General features: G+C 37.7%; 18 protein-coding genes. 5 read left to right on the top strand and 13 right to left on the bottom strand.

Annotated elements, in window-relative coordinates; all coding sequences use genetic code 11:
- Positions 1-5: 5 nt before the first annotated feature.
- Genes bla through PKC55_RS12330 form a run of 5 tightly spaced genes read right to left on the bottom strand, consistent with a single transcriptional unit; the run spans position 6 to position 3316 of the window.
- Entirely contained in the window at positions 6-887 is an 882-nt protein-coding gene (gene bla / locus PKC55_RS12350) for a class A beta-lactamase, subclass A2 (protein WP_291130797.1), read from the bottom strand.
- A 5-nt stretch (positions 888-892) separates the two neighbouring features.
- Positions 893-1180 carry a chaperone modulator CbpM gene (locus PKC55_RS12345; RefSeq protein ID WP_291027903.1) on the bottom strand — a complete coding sequence of 96 codons (288 nt, stop codon included), beginning with the start codon at positions 1178-1180 and terminating at the stop codon, positions 893-895.
- 17 nt (positions 1181-1197) lie between these two features.
- Positions 1198-2118: a DnaJ C-terminal domain-containing protein gene (locus PKC55_RS12340; RefSeq protein ID WP_291130800.1), complete on the bottom strand. Its 921-nt coding sequence runs from the start codon at positions 2116-2118 to the stop codon at positions 1198-1200.
- 35 nt (positions 2119-2153) lie between these two features.
- Positions 2154-2747, bottom strand: a complete 594-nt coding sequence (locus PKC55_RS12335) for a 3'-5' exonuclease (RefSeq protein WP_135105496.1) — start codon at positions 2745-2747, stop codon at positions 2154-2156.
- Positions 2741-3316: a DUF5063 domain-containing protein gene (locus tag PKC55_RS12330; protein ID WP_291130804.1), complete on the bottom strand. Its 576-nt coding sequence runs from the start codon at positions 3314-3316 to the stop codon at positions 2741-2743. The genes PKC55_RS12335 and PKC55_RS12330 overlap by 7 nt, the downstream gene beginning before the upstream one ends.
- 355 nt (positions 3317-3671) lie before the next feature.
- On the opposite strand from PKC55_RS12330, the gene PKC55_RS12325 reads away from it, so the two are divergent.
- From PKC55_RS12325 to folP, 3 genes are all read left to right on the top strand, one after another.
- The gene (locus PKC55_RS12325; RefSeq protein ID WP_135105494.1) at positions 3672-4001 is read left to right on the top strand and encodes a zinc ribbon domain-containing protein YjdM; all 330 of its coding nucleotides are present in this window, start codon (positions 3672-3674) and stop codon (positions 3999-4001) included.
- Between the two features lie 117 nt (positions 4002-4118).
- Positions 4119-4943 (top strand): MBL fold metallo-hydrolase, encoded by an 825-nt coding sequence (locus PKC55_RS12320; protein WP_283685430.1) that lies wholly within the window; start codon positions 4119-4121, stop codon positions 4941-4943.
- 146 nt (positions 4944-5089) lie between these two features.
- Positions 5090-5929 carry a dihydropteroate synthase gene (gene folP, locus PKC55_RS12315; protein ID WP_291130809.1) on the top strand — a complete coding sequence of 280 codons (840 nt, stop codon included), beginning with the start codon at positions 5090-5092 and terminating at the stop codon, positions 5927-5929.
- Between the two features lie 22 nt (positions 5930-5951).
- Here the strand turns inward: folP and PKC55_RS12310 are convergent, their stop codons facing one another.
- Both PKC55_RS12310 and PKC55_RS12305 read right to left on the bottom strand, forming a co-directional pair.
- Positions 5952-7337: an MltF family protein gene (locus PKC55_RS12310; RefSeq protein WP_291130812.1), complete on the bottom strand. Its 1386-nt coding sequence runs from the start codon at positions 7335-7337 to the stop codon at positions 5952-5954.
- Positions 7338-7510: 173 nt separating this feature from the next.
- Positions 7511-8464, bottom strand: coding sequence for an NAD(P)H-dependent flavin oxidoreductase (locus PKC55_RS12305; RefSeq protein WP_291130815.1), 954 nt, complete (start codon positions 8462-8464; stop codon positions 7511-7513).
- A gap of 357 nt (positions 8465-8821) precedes the next feature.
- Between PKC55_RS12305 and PKC55_RS12300 the strand changes: the two genes are divergently transcribed.
- Positions 8822-9715, top strand: coding sequence for a 3-keto-disaccharide hydrolase (locus PKC55_RS12300; RefSeq protein ID WP_291130818.1), 894 nt, complete (start codon positions 8822-8824; stop codon positions 9713-9715).
- A gap of 27 nt (positions 9716-9742) precedes the next feature.
- Here the strand turns inward: PKC55_RS12300 and PKC55_RS12295 are convergent, their stop codons facing one another.
- Positions 9743-10891, bottom strand: a complete 1149-nt coding sequence (locus tag PKC55_RS12295; RefSeq protein ID WP_291130821.1) for a hypothetical protein — start codon at positions 10889-10891, stop codon at positions 9743-9745.
- A 213-nt stretch (positions 10892-11104) separates the two neighbouring features.
- On the opposite strand from PKC55_RS12295, the gene PKC55_RS12290 reads away from it, so the two are divergent.
- Positions 11105-11641 carry an HD domain-containing protein gene (locus PKC55_RS12290; protein WP_291130823.1) on the top strand — a complete coding sequence of 179 codons (537 nt, stop codon included), beginning with the start codon at positions 11105-11107 and terminating at the stop codon, positions 11639-11641.
- A gap of 8 nt (positions 11642-11649) precedes the next feature.
- Here PKC55_RS12290 and ubiE read toward each other — a convergent pair whose 3' ends face one another.
- From ubiE to PKC55_RS12265, 5 genes are all read right to left on the bottom strand, one after another.
- Positions 11650-12387, bottom strand: a complete 738-nt coding sequence (ubiE, locus tag PKC55_RS12285; RefSeq protein WP_006841759.1) for a bifunctional demethylmenaquinone methyltransferase/2-methoxy-6-polyprenyl-1,4-benzoquinol methylase UbiE — start codon at positions 12385-12387, stop codon at positions 11650-11652.
- 42 nt (positions 12388-12429) lie between these two features.
- Positions 12430-12996 carry an ATPase gene (locus tag PKC55_RS12280; RefSeq protein WP_006841758.1) on the bottom strand — a complete coding sequence of 189 codons (567 nt, stop codon included), beginning with the start codon at positions 12994-12996 and terminating at the stop codon, positions 12430-12432.
- 6 nt (positions 12997-13002) lie between these two features.
- Positions 13003-13953 carry a phosphoribosylaminoimidazolesuccinocarboxamide synthase gene (locus PKC55_RS12275; protein WP_291130825.1) on the bottom strand — a complete coding sequence of 317 codons (951 nt, stop codon included), beginning with the start codon at positions 13951-13953 and terminating at the stop codon, positions 13003-13005.
- A 282-nt stretch (positions 13954-14235) separates the two neighbouring features.
- On the bottom strand, positions 14236-14919 hold the full coding sequence (locus PKC55_RS12270) for a porin family protein (RefSeq protein WP_291130828.1): 684 nt from the start codon (positions 14917-14919) through the stop codon (positions 14236-14238).
- 227 nt (positions 14920-15146) lie between these two features.
- Positions 15147-17135, bottom strand: coding sequence for an NAD(+) synthase (locus tag PKC55_RS12265; RefSeq protein WP_324373208.1), 1989 nt, complete (start codon positions 17133-17135; stop codon positions 15147-15149).
- Positions 17136-17196: the final 61 nt, after the last annotated feature.

The following is a 17196-nucleotide window of genomic DNA, read 5'->3' as shown; positions in this document are numbered from 1 at the left end:
TATTACTATTCTACAAGAGAATCATACACCACTTTTGAGATTTGAGCAATTATACCGCAATTCACATCATTGCTTTCCATCGAGTCGGCAACAAATACAACCAAAGAATAATATCTACCATCAGGCAATTGTATGATTGCAATATCGTTTTCCGCTGCCTTCAACCCTTCGGCATTACGAAACGAACTCCCCGTTTTGTGTGCGACGAATGTCCCTTCGGGAAGTAATGCTTTTATTTTATTTCCACCTGTAATAGTCCCAGCCAACGTATCCCATAAAAAATCGTGGAAAGGCTGGGGTAAAATATCCTGTATTCTAAATATTTCTAAAGCTTGTGCAGCAGTATAGGGGGTAGACCAGTTAGTATACTGTACTTCCCAAGGTCCGTGCATTTCTTCTTCTGTGGCAGCAATGGCAAACTCAGAAAGGCCAAGACCTCTTATATATCTATCCACTACAGCTGTACCTCCTACCAAGCGAAACAGGATATCGCATCCATTATTATCGCTCTTAGATACTGTATATCTGATAATATCAGCAACAGAGAGATACATCTCTCCCTGCGGATAATCGTCCCTTAACGGGCTGTGAGTATTGGGGAGTAAGTCTCCCTTCTTTACATACAACTGATGATCCAGAGTGAGATTATTCTTATTTAAATAATCTAATACAGCCAATGCTAAATGAAACTTGTATACACTTTGGGTTGGATAACGAAAATTATTATTGATAGTCAACGTGTCTTTTCCATCTACAATAAGAGCAACACCAACTGTAGCATCTTTACCCTGAATCATTTTTTGAATCTTGTTTCTCAAAACCTCATTTTGTGAAAACATAGGAAAAGCAACCACTATGGCTGAAAAAAGAAATAAAAGTTTCTTCATAAATATTAATCTATCAAACGTAATTGTTCTTTTAATCGTAAAATTTCATCCTGCATCGTATCTATCTTATCCAAAAGGTTTTGAATAACATCAATCCCCGCCACATTAATTGACAGGTCGTAATACCAACGTACATACTGATCCAAGTGACTCAACTGCGAAATATGTATATACCGCTCGTTATCAACAATACTTATCTGTATCAGTCCTTCATTTTCAAGCTGCACAATAAAATCGGGCTCTACTTGGTTTTGAATACAATATTCGTGTATAATAATCAGTTCTGAATTCATAACTGTGGCGCTTTAAATTAAGACTTTGCTAACTTTTCGAACAGTTCCCTCTGTTCTGCATTCAGATTGGTCGGGATTTTCACCGTATAGGTAATAATCAGATCTCCAAAATGTCCATCCTTTTTATATACAGGAAAACCTTTCCCTTTTAGACGAACTTTTGTCCCATTCTGAGTTCCGGTGGCAACTTTCAATTTTACTTTTCCAGTAAAAGTGTCTACCGTTTCCTCTCCTCCAAGCACAGCTGTGTACAAGCTTAGATCTGCATTCGTATACAAGTCATTCCCCACTCTTTTGAATTTCGGATCTTCTTGTATCACGAACGTAATATACAGATCGCCGTTAGGACCTCCATTTCTACCGGGAGCTCCTTGTCCTGCCAGCTTTATTACTTGTCCGTCTGCTACCCCTGCCGGAATTGTTATCCGTAAATTTTTTCCATTAAGAGTCAAAGTCTGTTTATGGGTTTCAGAGGCATCACGCAAACTTAAATGAAGCTCCGTAGTATAATCTTGCCCTCTAAATGCGCTTGTCCGAGAACCTCTGGATGCGCCCCTACCACCGAACAGAGACTCAAAAAAGTCAGAAAACCCTCCTTCGTCTTCACCGGTAAAGCTATATGTTCTTCCGCCAAAGTCGCCACCAAAGCTGCTATAATCAGCAAAACCTCCATTCTGAGCTTGTTGCTGACGTGCTTTTTCAAATTCTTCGGCATGCTTCCAGTTCTCTCCGTACTCGTCATACTTTTTACGTTTTTCGGGGTCGGACAGAACTTCATTCGCCTCGTTTATCTGCTGAAACTTCTTCTTTGCTTCCTCATCATTAGGATTTATGTCAGGGTGATATTTACGGGCTAACTTTCGGTAAGCCTTTTTTATATCATCGCCACTGGCAGTTTTAGATACACCTAAAATGCTGTAATAATCTATAAATGCCATATATTTTTCAATTATGAGTCAGAAGCATCAGAATATCAACTCCTGACCGAATTTATTTTTTCTTTGTTTTTAAGTTCGTTATATATCCTCAGACAAGCCCATGCATCAAGTGCAGCATACATTTTCTGTGAGTCAGAAAGTACATCTACTTCCCAGTTTGACAGGCGTTGCCCTTTTGATATCCTCTTTTCAAAAAGTATGCCATAAATACGCTGTAAGCCATTGTCTTCTATACCGTAATCTTTAACAAAAGACTGTAATTCGACGAAGTTAGCCGGAGCCAGACTCATCCGCTTGTGTATAGCCGAAAAGTCATCTTTCAGCGACAGCCCGATCTTCTTAACGACAGGATTGACAAGAAGTTCGGCCAGACAAGCCGGAAATCCGATCAGATTGAGCCGGAATAAGAAACAGGTATCGATTGTAGACAACTGCATAAGTGCTATCTGATGCGTCACTCCCTTACGAAAAGCAGGGCGGGTTTCTGTATCAAATCCGATAGCCTCACATTTGCTAAGATAGTCACATGCTTTCTTCGCCTCGGTTTCTTCTTGTATTACGATTATTCTACCCGGAAAAACTTCCTGTGCATAAGTAGACAATTCAGCTTTGGATATAGTGTTTACCATAATTCATTTGTATCAGCAGATTCGAGATCTTCATCAAGGTTATCATTTACTATCGTATATTTGAGTGAGTGCAAAGCTCTCAAAACATTTACCAGCTTCTGCCCCCAATATGACTTAAAATTCTCTATACAGAAATATAATGCATCATTCATATTGTCTGTAACACCTCTTTCAAAAACTGTAATGAAGTTCTTCAAATCCTGATAGATATCCGAGAGATCTTCGCTTATACTGGCAGTAATAGGAGTGTCGCTATATTTCATATCCTGAAGAAAAACCTCAAGATACGCATCATTATTCTGAAATACATCATATAGCTTTGAAGAAATATAGCTATAATCTCCCTCTGTTACTGTTATCTCTGGTTCCTCCTCTTCATTTATGATATCTGTCTCGGGCACAAGAGAAGCTTTTAAGTAAAGCAGTGGAAGAAGCTTTGTAAGCTTATCTATCAACTCCGCCTCGCTTACATCTTCAAAGCTTTCAAAATAGCCACAATATTGTACTGCGACTGTTACAAATTCAATTGTATCACGAGAATAAACGATCTCTTTTAATTGGTTCTCCATTGTATATTTTAATTTTTCTGCCGTTTTACCGGCTCAATATATATTATCTAAATTATATTCTGATCTACACAAAACAGATCGTTGATTTTTCTTTAAGTAACAAATTTAACCTATTATTTTGTTAACTGTATTGTTCGGATAATATATTTTATTATCACTAAACATTCATTAAGCAATATCAATAAATCCCTTATCCTTGCCAATCATTCCCTGTTTCTACTCCTTATTTGGATGCACTTGCTATTTGCCTTATCTTTGCACCTTATTTCAAATAATTAGTAAATATATTATATTCTAAATTTCTTACCGAAAAAGAGTATAATTCATTTTTTAACACTATAAAAATTAGCACGAAATGGGAGATACTCCAAATTGCCCTGCATGCAGCATGGAAAATACATATTTTGATGGTACTATGTTTATTTGTCCCGACTGTTTTCATGAATGGACAGGCGAAGCGAAAGCAGAATCAGACGATATGACACCACGAGACAGCAACGGCGCAGAGCTACAAGACGGAGATGCGGTTACAGTAATCAAAGATCTGAAAGTAAAAGGATCATCGATGGTAATAAAAAGAGGTACGAAGGTAAAAAGTATCCGCCTTACAGAAGAACCCACTGAAGTGGATTGTAAGATAGACGGATCGAGCATCGTACTTAAAACATGCTTCCTGAAGAAATAAGAGCCTGCTAGCCCTTCGGGTATTAAAATAAATAAAAGATATTTTTTTCTTTGCGTCTATTTTTTAACCTAATATAAGTCTTTTTTATAGGGAGGACTATATAACTTTGCATTCATTATGCAGTACAGCCTATTCCCTCAATATAAATATAAATTTTTCAGCCTGGGTAGTGGTAGCAGTGGTAATTGCTACTATCTGGGAACGAATGAATATGGTGTACTCATCGATGCCGGCATAGGGATACGTTCTATACAAAAAGCCCTGCGCGAATACGGTGTCTCATTCGATAAAATTATAGCCGTATTGGTAACCCATGATCATGCTGATCACATCAAAACAGTGGGATGCCTGGGTGACAAATACAATATCCCTGTTTATGCAACGGAAACCGTACATAACGGTATATTAAGAAACAGAGCTGTACGAGCAAGCTTAGTGCACTCAAGAAAGATTATAGAAAAAGAACAAGCATTTTCTATCAGGGAATTTCAGATAACCGCCTTTGACGTTCCTCACGACAGTATAGAAAACGTAGGTTATCACATTGAGTTCGACGAGCAGACGTTTGTATTAGTAACAGATATCGGACGGATTACCGATACAATAAAAGAATATGCCGCGAAGGCAAATCACCTGGTAATTGAGGCCAACTACGACGAATATATGCTTCAGGCGGGTAAATATCCTTACTATCTGAAACAACGTATAGGCAATGGAATGGGGCATCTTAGCAACCGTTTATCTGCCCAGTTTATTGCAAGTATATACAGCGAAAATCTTCAAAATATCTGGCTTTGCCACCTCAGCCAAGATAATAATCACCCCGAAATAGCTTTTAAAGCCGTGGAACAAGCCCTCTATGACAATGGAGTGGTAGTAGGCAAGAACGTAAAATTAGAAACACTGAGCCGCTATAAAGTGTCGGGATTGAGAGAGTTTTAAGAGACATCTCGCTCACGTTGAACATCACAAGAAATATAACCTCTTTATTTTATTGAAGACTCGGCTTCAAATATCGAAAAAGTAAGATAGCAATAATCGCAGAAAATCTCTTACTTTTGTTACTTCTTAGTAAAAGGGAGAATTGCATGAAAACAATTAATATAAAAGGAGAATTGCTAGAACTGTCGCAACCTTTTGTGATGGGGATATTGAATATTACTCCTGATTCATTTTTTGCAGAGAGCCGCAAGCAGGGTGAACAAGAAATTGTTGCCCGTGTAGCAGAAATATTAACACAAGGAGGCAAAATTGTGGATATAGGAGCACAGTCTACACGCCCTTCGTCTACATTATTGTCATCAAAAGAGGAGATAGAACGCCTAAAACCGGCACTGAATATTATAAATAAGGAATTCCCCGACGCTATTCTCTCGGTTGACACATTCTATAGCGACGTCGCTCGTTTTTGTGTAGAAGAACATGGCGTTGATATTATAAATGATATATCGGGAGGTGAAATGGACAAAAATATGTTCGACACCGTTGCTTCGCTCAATGTCCCTTATATACTTATGCACATGCGAGGCACACCTCAAACAATGAGCCAATTGACAGATTACGACAATCTGATTCAAGATATTTTTTACTACTTCTCTAAAAAAATAGCCGAGCTACACCTCAAAGGCGTAAACGATATTATAATAGATCCGGGTTTTGGATTCAGTAAAACCATCGACCAGAATTATGAGTTGATGGCTTCATTGAAAGGCTTCTCTATTTTTGAGCTTCCTTTACTTGTTGGTATTTCAAGAAAGAAAATGATCTACAATTTAATAGACTCAACAGCCGAAGAAAGCCTTAATGGCACATCCATACTAAACACTTTCGCCCTACAGAACGGGGCTGACATCTTACGTGTGCACGATGTAAAAGAAGCTGTAGAAGCAGTAAAAATCACTGAAAAACTAAAAGGGTACAGCTTATAGCAAATACCCTTTTCTGATTTTATTATTTTGGACTTATCCTTTTGAAGCGTTCCATTGTTCTCAATACATCATTTACATAGCGTGTCGTTTGTCCCGCTCTGAAGTATCCACTTTTACATACAGGGTCATTATAATATTCGGGATTTCCTTTCAACTCCAAATATTTCTTCACATTCCCTTCCCATATATAAGGGTTAGCGCCATATTTTTGAGCCAGAGCCTGCGCATCATTTATATGCCCATTTCCTCCATTATAAGCTGCAAGCAAGAACTTTTCCCGCTCCTCTATGCTACTTACTTTACCAAATATCTTGTCTAGCCTGTCGAGTAGCTCTACGGCAGCACCTATACTTAAATCGGGATTCATCCGGTCTTGACTTTTCAGACCAAGAGACGCTGCTGTGCGTGGCATCAATCCCATTATTCCGGCAGCTCCCGCCCATGAAGTAAGATTATTTTGAAAACGAGACTCATGATAGCATATCGCTGCCAAAAAACGCCAATCGTACTTTGTTCCTTTAGCATGCTTTTTAAACAGTTCGTCGTAAATGGAAATTGCGCCCTTAGGTAAATTCTTCGGGATTTCATACTCACCCTCGAAAGTCTGCTTACTCAGCTCGAAATACTTTTTAGTAATTCCTTTATAAACAGGAGTATTCCCATTCTCCTGGAACCATTCATTTAATGCTTTTGCCAACTGGGGAGAATCTTTCCGCACAGCCCATGATGAGCGTTGGTCGAAACTGATCTGAAGCGATATATCTATATTGCGATAATATGTTTTGTTCAACTTGGCAATATATTCATCACAGATTGTATATTTTATCTTTCCTTGCGAAACCATTTCGATGAGGTCTTCACTAGTAATCGTATCCTCATTTACAGGATGAATGTTGATACCTCCTCCCAGTTCGGAATTCAGATTCAGCAAGCGTTGATAATATTTTGTGTTGTCTTCCACATAGACCTCTTTGCCGATCAAGCCTGTTACATCTTTTATTATAGTATCTCCCTTGTTTGCCTGTTGGATTAATACCTGATGGGTTATTTGTTGCAGTCCGCAATATAGGATAGAATCTTTAAGCCCTGTCTGTATAGGTACAGCATAGGCGATGAGGTCGCCTTCACCATTATTCAGCATCTCCACAAGCTTGTTGGTATTCTCCGCTACCTTTACTTTCAATGTCAGCCCATAATGGTCGCAGAAATCCTGAGCGAGGTCATAATCATACCCCATAGGCTCTTCTTTGTATATAAAGTAAGATGTAGAGGTGTTGAGCGTAATAATGGTTAGTTCCTTCTTTTGTTTGATCTGCTCAAAATCATAGGGAGTCTTCTGTTCTTTCTTTTTACAGGCCGAAAAGAGACAAAGAACTATCAGTACATATATACAACAGAATTTTCTCATGTTTTTATCAGTTGAGATTTAGGTATTATATATAATTAATCTTATTATAAAAATAAGATCAGGCTATCTTCGTATCTGTTTATATTCTGTAGCTCTCCTGTTTAAGAAGTACTGAACGAACCGAAGGCTTCCAATTTTATGAAAACCTCCGTATCAATTCCTATTTTTTATTATCAAAATTTCATGTATTGCGAAATCATACTTTCAACTTTCGCATTATATTCTTCAATTACACTATTTACTACATCTCCGGCTGTAGGAAGGTCTTCAATCAGTGAGCTGACTTGTCCTATCTCGAGTTCGCCTTCCAAAAGGTCTCCTTCAAAAATTCCTTTCTTAGCACGTCCACGTCCTAAAATTCCACGCATTTCTTCTGCTGTTGCCCCCCTATCTTCTGCTTCCTGAACTGTAGTATAAAAATCGTTCTTTATTAGTCGGGTAGGACTAAGTTTTTTCAATGAGAGAATAGTATCCCCTTCTTTAAGATTTATACACAATTCCTTAAATTCCTTAGAAGCCGAACTTTCCTGTGTAAGAGCAAATCGAGTACCCATCTGGATACCTTCCGCCCCTAATGCGAAAGTAGCTAACATAGCACTGCCCGTACCTATCCCTCCGGCTGCAATAAGAGGTATCGATATACTTTTCCTTACTTGCGGAATCAGCACCATTGTGGTAGTCTCTTCACGTCCATTATGCCCTCCGGCTTCGAACCCTTCGGCTACTACAACATCCACTCCTGCCTCTTCACATTTTAATGCGAATTTAGAACTGGAAATAACATGTGCCACTTTTATTCCATTATCTTGAAGCTTTTTAGTCCAAAGCTTAGGATTACCTGCCGATGTAAATACAATCTTCACCCCTTCGGATATAATAATATCCATAATCGCTTCTATCTCAGGATACATTAATGGCACATTCACACCAAAAGGTTTATCTGTAGCTGCCTTACATTTTTGTATATGCTCGCGCAATGTTTCGGGATGCATAGACCCGGCTCCTATAAGCCCAAGTCCTCCGGCATTACTGACTGCCGAAGCCAAACGCCAACCACTACACCAAACCATACCTCCTGATATAATCGGATATTTTATACCAAATAAAGATGTAATTCTATTATTCATTCTTTTCATTCAATTTGTTACGTATTGCAAATTTAGGAAAATATTGAAAATGGAAGTATAATAAAAAGACTAAAGCTCACTCTTTTTGTTCAATATAAGATTACAACGTACTTTTATGTAAATAAATTATCTTATAATAGAAGAAGTGTTTCGTTCCTATATATGACAAGCAAGGATAAAGAGCAGAGTATATCCAGAAAGTGACAATAGATAAAGGGTCTAAAAAGTGTCACTTTTGTCACCTTTTGCTTTATTGTTAGAATCTGTTTAGCAGAATATATAGGACTTTCAAAAAACAAACGAATTAATTCCATATATTTGAACAGTCAATCATTCAATACATTATCATTTTTATTTATGAAAAACATATTATCAAAATTAAGCTATTTATTGTTAGTCGCTCTATTTATCTCATGCGGATCTAAAGAACAAAAAGAGACCGGATGGACATCTTTGCTTGATAAAGATTTGTCGAAGTGGGATATGTATCTGAGTTATGAGATGAAAGACAACTACAACGGCAGTGTTCCTTTAGATGCAAACGGAGACACAATCAAACCTATAGGATATAACAACAATTATAAAAATGTATTTACGGTAATACAGGACGGTGACGAACCAATATTAAAGGTTAGCGGGGAAGTTTACGGATGTGTTTTCACAAAGGAAAGTTATAGAAATTATCATCTCCGCCTAAAGATGAAATGGGGAAGTCAGAAGTGGGAGCCAAGACTCAATAAGTCTTTAGACTCGGGAATATTATACCATTCCATCGGAGAGTGTGGTGCCGACTATTGGAGAACATGGATGACAAGTCATGAATTTCAATTAATAGAAACCGGAACTGAGGGCAGTAGTGGAGACTACTGGTGCATAGGTCAAACCCAAATGGATGTCCGTGCCCGAAAAGATTCATCGAGAGTCGTATTCGACAATGCAGCCTCTTTGATCCCAATCGGGGTTAACTCTCCTAACGGCTACTACTGCGCAGCAAAAGGCACAATAGAGAAACCTAAAGGAGATTGGAACGATATCGAGCTTATATGCTACGAAGGCAAAAGCTTACATATTGTAAACGGCAATGTAGTAATGGCATTATCCAACCTTCGCTACCTGAACAATGGAGAAACAAAGCCATTGGTAGAAGGCAAAATACAATTACAGAGCGAAGCCGGAGAAGTATTCTATAAAGAGATTGAGATCAAAAAGATAAAAGAACTCCCGACAGAATATCAGCAGTATTTCAATTGATAATTAAGAAGAAATGGAATGCTATCTCTATTTTACAGCTTTAGACTTTTTATAGATAGCCTGTAATTTCTTATTATTAAGCTCTATGCTGAGAGTAGACTGACTAAGATCTTTCTTCTTTTTCCTATCTGAATAAGTCACTTCCTTCTTCACAGGCAATGTAATAAAACAAACGCCTTTGTTGTCAAGAATAGCTTCTATGGAGTCTGTAACAGGAGTGTAAAGCACGCTGCGTATTTTATCTGCTTTACGCCCTACAGTCAATGAATCTGCGATATGCTTGCTCAATAGGTTTTTAGAGGTATAGAATTGGCTTAAGGTATCTACTGATAACTTTTGCATTCCCTTACTGCTAACAGTAGACATGGCACTAAAGAAATCTGTCAAGGTTTTCTTCACTTCATCCAGATCTTTTCCTTCGAGCGTTTTCAGCTGGCTAAGATAGTCGTAACGTTCCTGAGCCAATGCAATGTACTCTCCATCAATCCGTCCAAGTTTTGAATTCTCCAGATAAGCCAAATAGACATCTGCTGAATTTTGAGCTTGAGCTGCAATCCAACTTAACGAATCTATCACATGCCGAATATCTTTTAGATAAGGCGTTTCAGGATGATCTTTGAGAAAAGCAAACAGGGCATCTATATCATTCGAACTCCTGAGCTTTTCCCAAGCTTTTCGTTCATTGTCACGTAGTTCTACAATCTTTTGATAGGCCTCTTCACTGTATTTCCCTTCGGGGTATTTCACCAAGTATTTAGAATATCCCAAAGGCGTATTTTCTTCGATACACTTGTTCCAATATGCAGTTTCAGTTGCCAACGTATTCAAATTCTGTTGACGCAAGTAGCCACCTATCACCCCAACTATCATGAAAATAATGAGCCCCGCAAAGAAGAATATTAACAGCTTCTTATTTTTACGGAAAAATGTATTCTTATCTTCCGTCTCTGTCGAAGGTGAAGTTTCATCTTTATCTAAAGCATTGTCTAAATTATTTACTTCGCCTTGATTGGCTTCTTCATGAAGCTCAGGGGATATTACTGCTTCTTCATCTGCCGACAGCAAACCTGAGGGGTAAGAATTTTGTGCAATTTCCTGACAGTCACGACAGAATATTTCACCATCTTGTGTATCTTTACCACAAAGAGGACATTCATTATTGCCACTATCTGACATAACTATGTTGTTTTATTGTTTATTCTCAGCATGTAAACAATCCTATTCGAGGTTTGTTTACTAATCTCATTTTCCATATATCCTCAATTGACATGAGGCTATTTTTATTGTTACTAAATTACAAAACTTTTTTTGATATTGACTGTTTCTAATATTGAATATAAGACATGTTACAAATTTACACAATTCGTACTCAATAAATATTTATATGTCATGGACGTGATCGCTATTATAGAAAAATATTATAAGAAAGATTCTGATTTATATAAGATACTGATCAGACACAGCAAAGAGGTAATGAACAAAGCCCTGGAGATCGCAAAGAAACACCCAGAACTAAATGCTGATATTGAGTTTATAAAGGAAGCCGCCATGCTTCATGATATAGGTATTTTCCTTACCAACGCTCCTTCTATCGAGTGTAATGGAATAGCTCCGTATGTGTGTCATGGATACTTGGGACGTGAGTTATTAGATGCCCAAGGATATCATCGTCATGCACTGGTTTGTGAAAGACATACAGGCGTGGGTATTTCTCTCGAAGAAATAAAAGCAGAGAACCTGCCTTTACCGCACCGCAATATGCAACCAATGAGCATTGAGGAAAAGATTATTTGTTTTGCCGATTGTTTTTATTCAAAGACAAATCTGGGAGTAGAAAAGTCAATAGACAAAATAAGAAAAGGCCTAGAAAAGCACGGGATAAACTCCGTTAAAATATTTGATGAATGGAGTCTTGCTTTTTTATAAAAGAGAAATCATTTTTCAGCCAGATACATAGAGCAAACACCAAGCGTATAAGTCTTGTATATTGCTTTTCGGAAACCATTTTTCAATAGGGTCTCTGTCATATCTTTTCCTTGAATAAAAGCCTCTATTGATTTTGGTAAATAAGAGTAGGCTGTTTTATCTTTTGAGATCAATCGCCCAACTGTAGGTATAAATAATCTAGAATACAACCAATATGCTTGCTTCATGGGAAAATGTTGGGGAGTACTAAGTTCTAGAATCATCAACTGCCCTCCCGGCTTAAGAACTCGCAGTATTTCTTTTAATCCCTTGTCTAAATCTTCGAAGTTACGAACACCAAAAGCTACAATTGCGGCATCAAACGAATTATCTTCAATACTCAAAGCCATACAATCTTGCTTCTCGAAACTTATTTTATCAGATAACCCCGCCTTTGCTACTTTTTGACGCCCAACATTCATCATGCCTTCAGATATGTCGATTCCCAGTATATGCTGAGGAGATAATATATCATAAGCCTGTATAGCGAGGTCTCCTGTACCGGTAGCAATATCCAGTATATGTTGAGGGTTATTCTTTTTAAGCATAGACAAGCCCTTCTTACGCCAGCCTATATCTATACCCATCGACATTGTATGGTTTAGGGTATCATAGTTTTCGGCGATGGAATCGAACATCCGTTCTACCTGTGCTCCCTTATTCTCAGTAGAGGAATAAGGCACTACTTTTTCGGCTTTATAGCTCATTATCTTTTATGGAATATAATTGAAGTAGACTTCAGTTGAAGATCAAGCATTCTTGAGATAGAAGAAAGTATCTTCATCTTGAATTTCCTGTATTTTAGTTCTGTTCCCCTCTGCAATAATTCTGAATGGATCGGTTGAGTTATCAACCAAAAGCCAATAATCAGAGATAGGAATAAATAGCGAAAATAAGTTTCGCATTCCTGCAAAGTAACGTCTTACCACAACATCATCAGGAACATGATGCCCTCCAAAACGCACGCGCTGCTCTACCCTTTTTATTGCCAATTCTGGCGATTCGAGCCAAAAGTATATAAGTGTTACAAAATAACCCTCGGCTTGCGCCCGTCTGATAAAGTTGACGTAGGACTTGGTCGCCAATGTTGTCTCTATAGCAAAGTCTTCCTGAAGACGCATCATTTCGTTCATGCGCATAAGCATGATACGACCGGCTTCAATAGCGACTTTCTCCGGCTGAAATGGAGACAATCCTTTGGCTATTTCATCGGCGTTGATAAATTCTTTACAATCGAGCATTTCAGGAAACATGGCGTATGATGCGGTTGTTTTTCCCGCACCATTACAGCCAGCTATAATATAGAGATTTGGCATCCGTTTCTATCCTCTCTTTTTTAGATATCTGCTAATGTTTTCTTCGATACGTTCTGAAACATTGCTTACATCGGCTTTTATAAACGGTTCTCCAACTATCTTCTCGTATAGTTCGATATAACGTTCCGATACACTATTGCAATATTCCTCTGTCATCTCCGGAACAGTCTGTCCTTCTTTACCTTGGAATCCGTTATCCATTAACCATTTGCGAACAAATTCTTTAGATAGTTGTCGTTGTTCTTCTCCCTTTTCAAACAGATCTTGATAAGTATCAGCGTAAAAATAGCGAGAAGAGTCTGGTGTATGAATTTCATCTATTAAGAAAATCTTTCCATCTTTTTTACCGAATTCATATTTTGTATCTACAAGAATCAGTTTTTTTTGCGCAGCCATTTCTGTACCGCGTTGGAAGAGTGCGTAAGTATATTTTTCAAGTTGCTCGTATTCTTCTCTACTTACTAATCCTTGTGCAATTATCTCTTCTTTAGATATATTTTCATCATGGCCTTCATCTGCCTTTGTTGTAGGAGTAATGATCGGGGTAGGAAATTTTTGATTCTCTTTCATCCCCTCAGGAAGTGACACTCCACAAAGAGTTCTTGCTCCTGCTTTATATTCACGCCAAGCACTACCAGTCAGATAGCCACGAATTACCATTTCTACTTTATACGGCTCGCAACGCAACCCTGTTGTTACCATAGGGTCAGGTGTTGCCAATTTCCAGTTAGGAACAATATCGGCTGTAGCATCCAGAAATTTCGCAGCAATCTGATTCAGCACTTGTCCTTTGTATGGGATACCTTTTGGTAACACAACATCAAAAGCCGAAATACGGTCTGTTGCAATCATCACTAATAGGTCATTACCTACAGAATATACATCCCTTACTTTTCCATGATAGACATTTGTTTGCCCATTAAAATGGAAATTGGTATTAACTAGAGTACTCTTCATTTGATTTAATTTTTAATTTCCATGTTTATAACATATAAACGCCAAAGCCGTTCATTTTCCTAAGTATATTTATTTCTTTATATTCTTATCTTTTCATTAGAATATCTTTATCCATTTGTTTATCAACGATAAACAAAATCCGGATTACTCTCTCCAAAGGTAATAGAACTATGTTAAAAAAACAATGGCAAAAGAAAGAATAAGAGACTTTTTGTAAGAATTAATATAATTTCAATTTATCGTTTTTTCTTCTTTCAAATTTATATTCTTTACGATTCTTTTTTAGAATTTATACCCTAACGATAAACATACTCCCTTATTTTTAAATCCTCTATCATTGAGAAGAGAACTCAATTTAGTGTCTTTACGACTAATATTTGTGAGACCATATTCAAAATCAAATCCTATAGTATATTTCTCAAATTCAAGTCCTGAACCAAACCTTATGCCAATATCTAATTTTTTAAATCCATTTTCTCCAAATGAATCTTGGGTAGTATCAACATCTTCACCTTCGGCTTGCTTATGAGTTATCTTTAGTCTTGTTTTACCTCCTATGCCGTAGGCGAAATAAGGTCCGCCATGAAAATATAAACTAATGCTTTCCTCTATTTCAGGTTTATAAGCAATTAAAAAAGGCACCTGTACATATCTGAGTGTGAAGTTTTGCGTCCACTGCCTTACTCCCCCTTCCAAAACTTCGGAACCTTTATATACTGCGCCCTTTGTTGTAAGGCCAACTTCTGTTTGCAGATAAACGTTGTCTCTAAACTCATATTCAGCGGTCAATCCAATCTGATAGCCAGCATGTAATTTTTTGCTGATTTCCGGGGCTACACTTAGTACTCCACTATATAAATTACCTCCACCTCTTATCCCAAATCGGAAAGGGGGTTCATCCTGAGCAAACAAAGAAGTAAAATAAAACAATAGAAAAATCGTTGAAAAAAGTCTTGTTGTGGTCATATAGTTTTTCTGATTATAAAGTTTCGTTCTGAAAGATCGAGACGTGTTTAGGTACTAAGGATTAAATATACTATAATTTTATATCTACATTCTCAGCTTTACCTAATCTATGTATTGTATAATTATGAATCTTCCATTATATAAAAAGTTCATATTAGTCTTTTCAATACTTCAATCATATAATTTTTATTTATAAAATAAAAACTCATCTTTAAACATAAGGGATATTATGGTTGTAACGTTTCCAATTCTTTCATCCACAAAGCCACAGAAGCATCACTTGGCATCCGCCAGTCACCACGTGGGGACAAGTTTACTGACCCTACCTTCGGCCCATCAGGCAGACACGAACGCTTAAACTGCTGAGAGAAAAACCGCCAAAAGAAGGTTCTAAGCCATTTCAATATCTCCTGATTAGTATATTGCTCTACAAAGGCATGCTTAGCTAGAAAATATATTTTTGAAGGAGGAAACCCAAATCTCAACACGTAATATAAGAAGAAGTCATGCAAGATATATGGCCCTACCACATCTTCTGTCTTTTGCAAGATCTCTCCGTTTTCATCCATAGGAAGCAGTTCGGGACTAACAGGTGTATCCATTACATCAAGAAGTATAGCTTTAGACCACTCATCCATATGTGTATCAGCAATCCATCCTACTAGGGTGCGAACAAGTGTCTTCGGAATGCCGGTATTCACTGCGTACATAGACATATGATCTCCGTTATAGGTGCACCATCCTAATGCCAATTCCGAGAGGTCTCCCGTTCCGATCACAAGCCCATTTACTTTATTCGCATAATCCATCAGAATTTGGGTTCGCTCGCGAGCCTGAGAGTTTTCGTAAGTTATGTCATGGGTATTTACATCATGTTCAATATCTTTGAAATGCTGAATTACGGCATCTTTTATAGATATTTCTTTAATCGTTGTTCCTAACGACTGCATCAACTTAATTGCATTCGTATAAGTACGATCGGTAGTCCCAAAGCCCGGCATTGTGATACCGATTATATTCTCTCGAGGTATATTCAGTTTGTCAAATGTTTTAGCTAAAACAAGCAATGCCAATGTAGAATCAAGACCACCCGAAACACCAATTACTGCCTTTTGAATAGAGGTATGCAGCATCCTTTTGGCTAGGCCGCTAACTTGTATTGAGAATATTTCGTCGCAGCGTTCATTCAATGTCCCATCATTTGTTGGGACAAAAGGTGTAGGAGATACAAATCGCCTGAGTCCGTGTTTTTTTATGTCCGCTTTTTTATCCTTACCTAATTTATCTGAAATAGATTTTGATATAAGGTTTTTAGACACAAAAACGTCTCTAAACTCAATACCTTTTATAGCTGTATATTCAGACAAGGAAAATGATTTATTCTTCAACCGATCAACGCGTAACCGATCAATATCTATATCTGCAACAGTAACTTTACTATCAAAGGAAAAACGTTCCCCTTCAGCCAAAATCGAACCATTCTCTGCAATCATACTACTCCCGGCAAAAATTATATCGGTAGTAGACTCCCCGTTACCCGAGGCAGCATATACATATCCGGAAATACAACGTGCCGATTGTTGGCTAACGAGAGATTTTCGATAAAGATGTTTACCTGTAGTTTCGTTACTCGCCGAAAGATTAAAAATGACCTCTGCGCCATTGAGACAAGAAATATTTGATGGCGGTATCGGAGTCCATAAATCTTCACAAACATCAATCGAGAAATTAAACAATTCCGTTTTAAAGATAAGATCAACTCCCACAGGAACAGAACGGTTAAATAAGGTAATTGTTTTTTCTTTTAATTCTTCGGATGATGAAAACCATCGTTTTTCGTAAAACTCATTATAGTTCGGCAAGAACGTTTTAGGAACAGCACCCATAACTCGCCCGCCACTAACTACTACCGCCATATTATAAAGTCGATTAGATACGGCTATAGGCAGACCTACCAACGCCACAATAGACAGATTGCCCGTAGCATCACAGATACGGTTGAGCGATTTCAAGGCTTCTTCAAGCAACAAACTTTGCAGAAAGAGGTCTCCGCAAGTATATGCTGTAATGGATAGTTCAGGAAAAACTATTGCCGCAATGTTATCTTCTTCAGCCTTATTTATGAGTTTTATGATTTCGTCAGTGTTGTAATCGCAGTCTGCAACTTTCAAAGCAGGAGAAGCTGCTGCCACCCTTACAAATCCGTGGTTATTCATACAAATATTATATTTTTACAAACTTACAAAAGTTTTTTATTAATCACTTATTATAAAACAT

This window comes from Dysgonomonas sp., assembly GCF_035323175.1.
Taxonomy (GTDB): domain Bacteria; phylum Bacteroidota; class Bacteroidia; order Bacteroidales; family Dysgonomonadaceae; genus Dysgonomonas.
The sequence above is the reverse complement of the archived record's forward strand: the minus strand, read 5'-3'. Positions and strand labels throughout refer to the sequence as shown.

What these genes read in the sequence shown, in the direction of transcription:
- bla (WP_291130797.1), bottom strand. Translation starts at nt 887, where the DNA reads ATGAAGAAACTTTTATTTCTTTTTTCAGCCATAGTGGTTGCTTTTCCT.
- PKC55_RS12345 (WP_291027903.1), bottom strand. Translation starts at nt 1,180, where the DNA reads ATGAATTCAGAACTGATTATTATACACGAATATTGTATTCAAAACCAA.
- PKC55_RS12340 (WP_291130800.1), bottom strand. Translation starts at nt 2,118, where the DNA reads ATGGCATTTATAGATTATTACAGCATTTTAGGTGTATCTAAAACTGCC.
- PKC55_RS12335 (WP_135105496.1), bottom strand. Translation starts at nt 2,747, where the DNA reads ATGGTAAACACTATATCCAAAGCTGAATTGTCTACTTATGCACAGGAA.
- PKC55_RS12330 (WP_291130804.1), bottom strand. Translation starts at nt 3,316, where the DNA reads ATGGAGAACCAATTAAAAGAGATCGTTTATTCTCGTGATACAATTGAA.
- PKC55_RS12325 (WP_135105494.1), top strand. Translation starts at nt 3,672, where the DNA reads ATGGGAGATACTCCAAATTGCCCTGCATGCAGCATGGAAAATACATAT.
- PKC55_RS12320 (WP_283685430.1), top strand. Translation starts at nt 4,119, where the DNA reads ATGCAGTACAGCCTATTCCCTCAATATAAATATAAATTTTTCAGCCTG.
- folP (WP_291130809.1), top strand. Translation starts at nt 5,090, where the DNA reads ATGAAAACAATTAATATAAAAGGAGAATTGCTAGAACTGTCGCAACCT.
- PKC55_RS12310 (WP_291130812.1), bottom strand. Translation starts at nt 7,337, where the DNA reads ATGAGAAAATTCTGTTGTATATATGTACTGATAGTTCTTTGTCTCTTT.
- PKC55_RS12305 (WP_291130815.1), bottom strand. Translation starts at nt 8,464, where the DNA reads ATGAATAATAGAATTACATCTTTATTTGGTATAAAATATCCGATTATA.
- PKC55_RS12300 (WP_291130818.1), top strand. Translation starts at nt 8,822, where the DNA reads ATGAAAAACATATTATCAAAATTAAGCTATTTATTGTTAGTCGCTCTA.
- PKC55_RS12295 (WP_291130821.1), bottom strand. Translation starts at nt 10,891, where the DNA reads ATGTCAGATAGTGGCAATAATGAATGTCCTCTTTGTGGTAAAGATACA.
- PKC55_RS12290 (WP_291130823.1), top strand. Translation starts at nt 11,105, where the DNA reads ATGGACGTGATCGCTATTATAGAAAAATATTATAAGAAAGATTCTGAT.
- ubiE (WP_006841759.1), bottom strand. Translation starts at nt 12,387, where the DNA reads ATGAGCTATAAAGCCGAAAAAGTAGTGCCTTATTCCTCTACTGAGAAT.
- PKC55_RS12280 (WP_006841758.1), bottom strand. Translation starts at nt 12,996, where the DNA reads ATGCCAAATCTCTATATTATAGCTGGCTGTAATGGTGCGGGAAAAACA.
- PKC55_RS12275 (WP_291130825.1), bottom strand. Translation starts at nt 13,953, where the DNA reads ATGAAGAGTACTCTAGTTAATACCAATTTCCATTTTAATGGGCAAACA.
- PKC55_RS12270 (WP_291130828.1), bottom strand. Translation starts at nt 14,919, where the DNA reads ATGACCACAACAAGACTTTTTTCAACGATTTTTCTATTGTTTTATTTT.
- PKC55_RS12265 (WP_324373208.1), bottom strand. Translation starts at nt 17,135, where the DNA reads ATGAATAACCACGGATTTGTAAGGGTGGCAGCAGCTTCTCCTGCTTTG.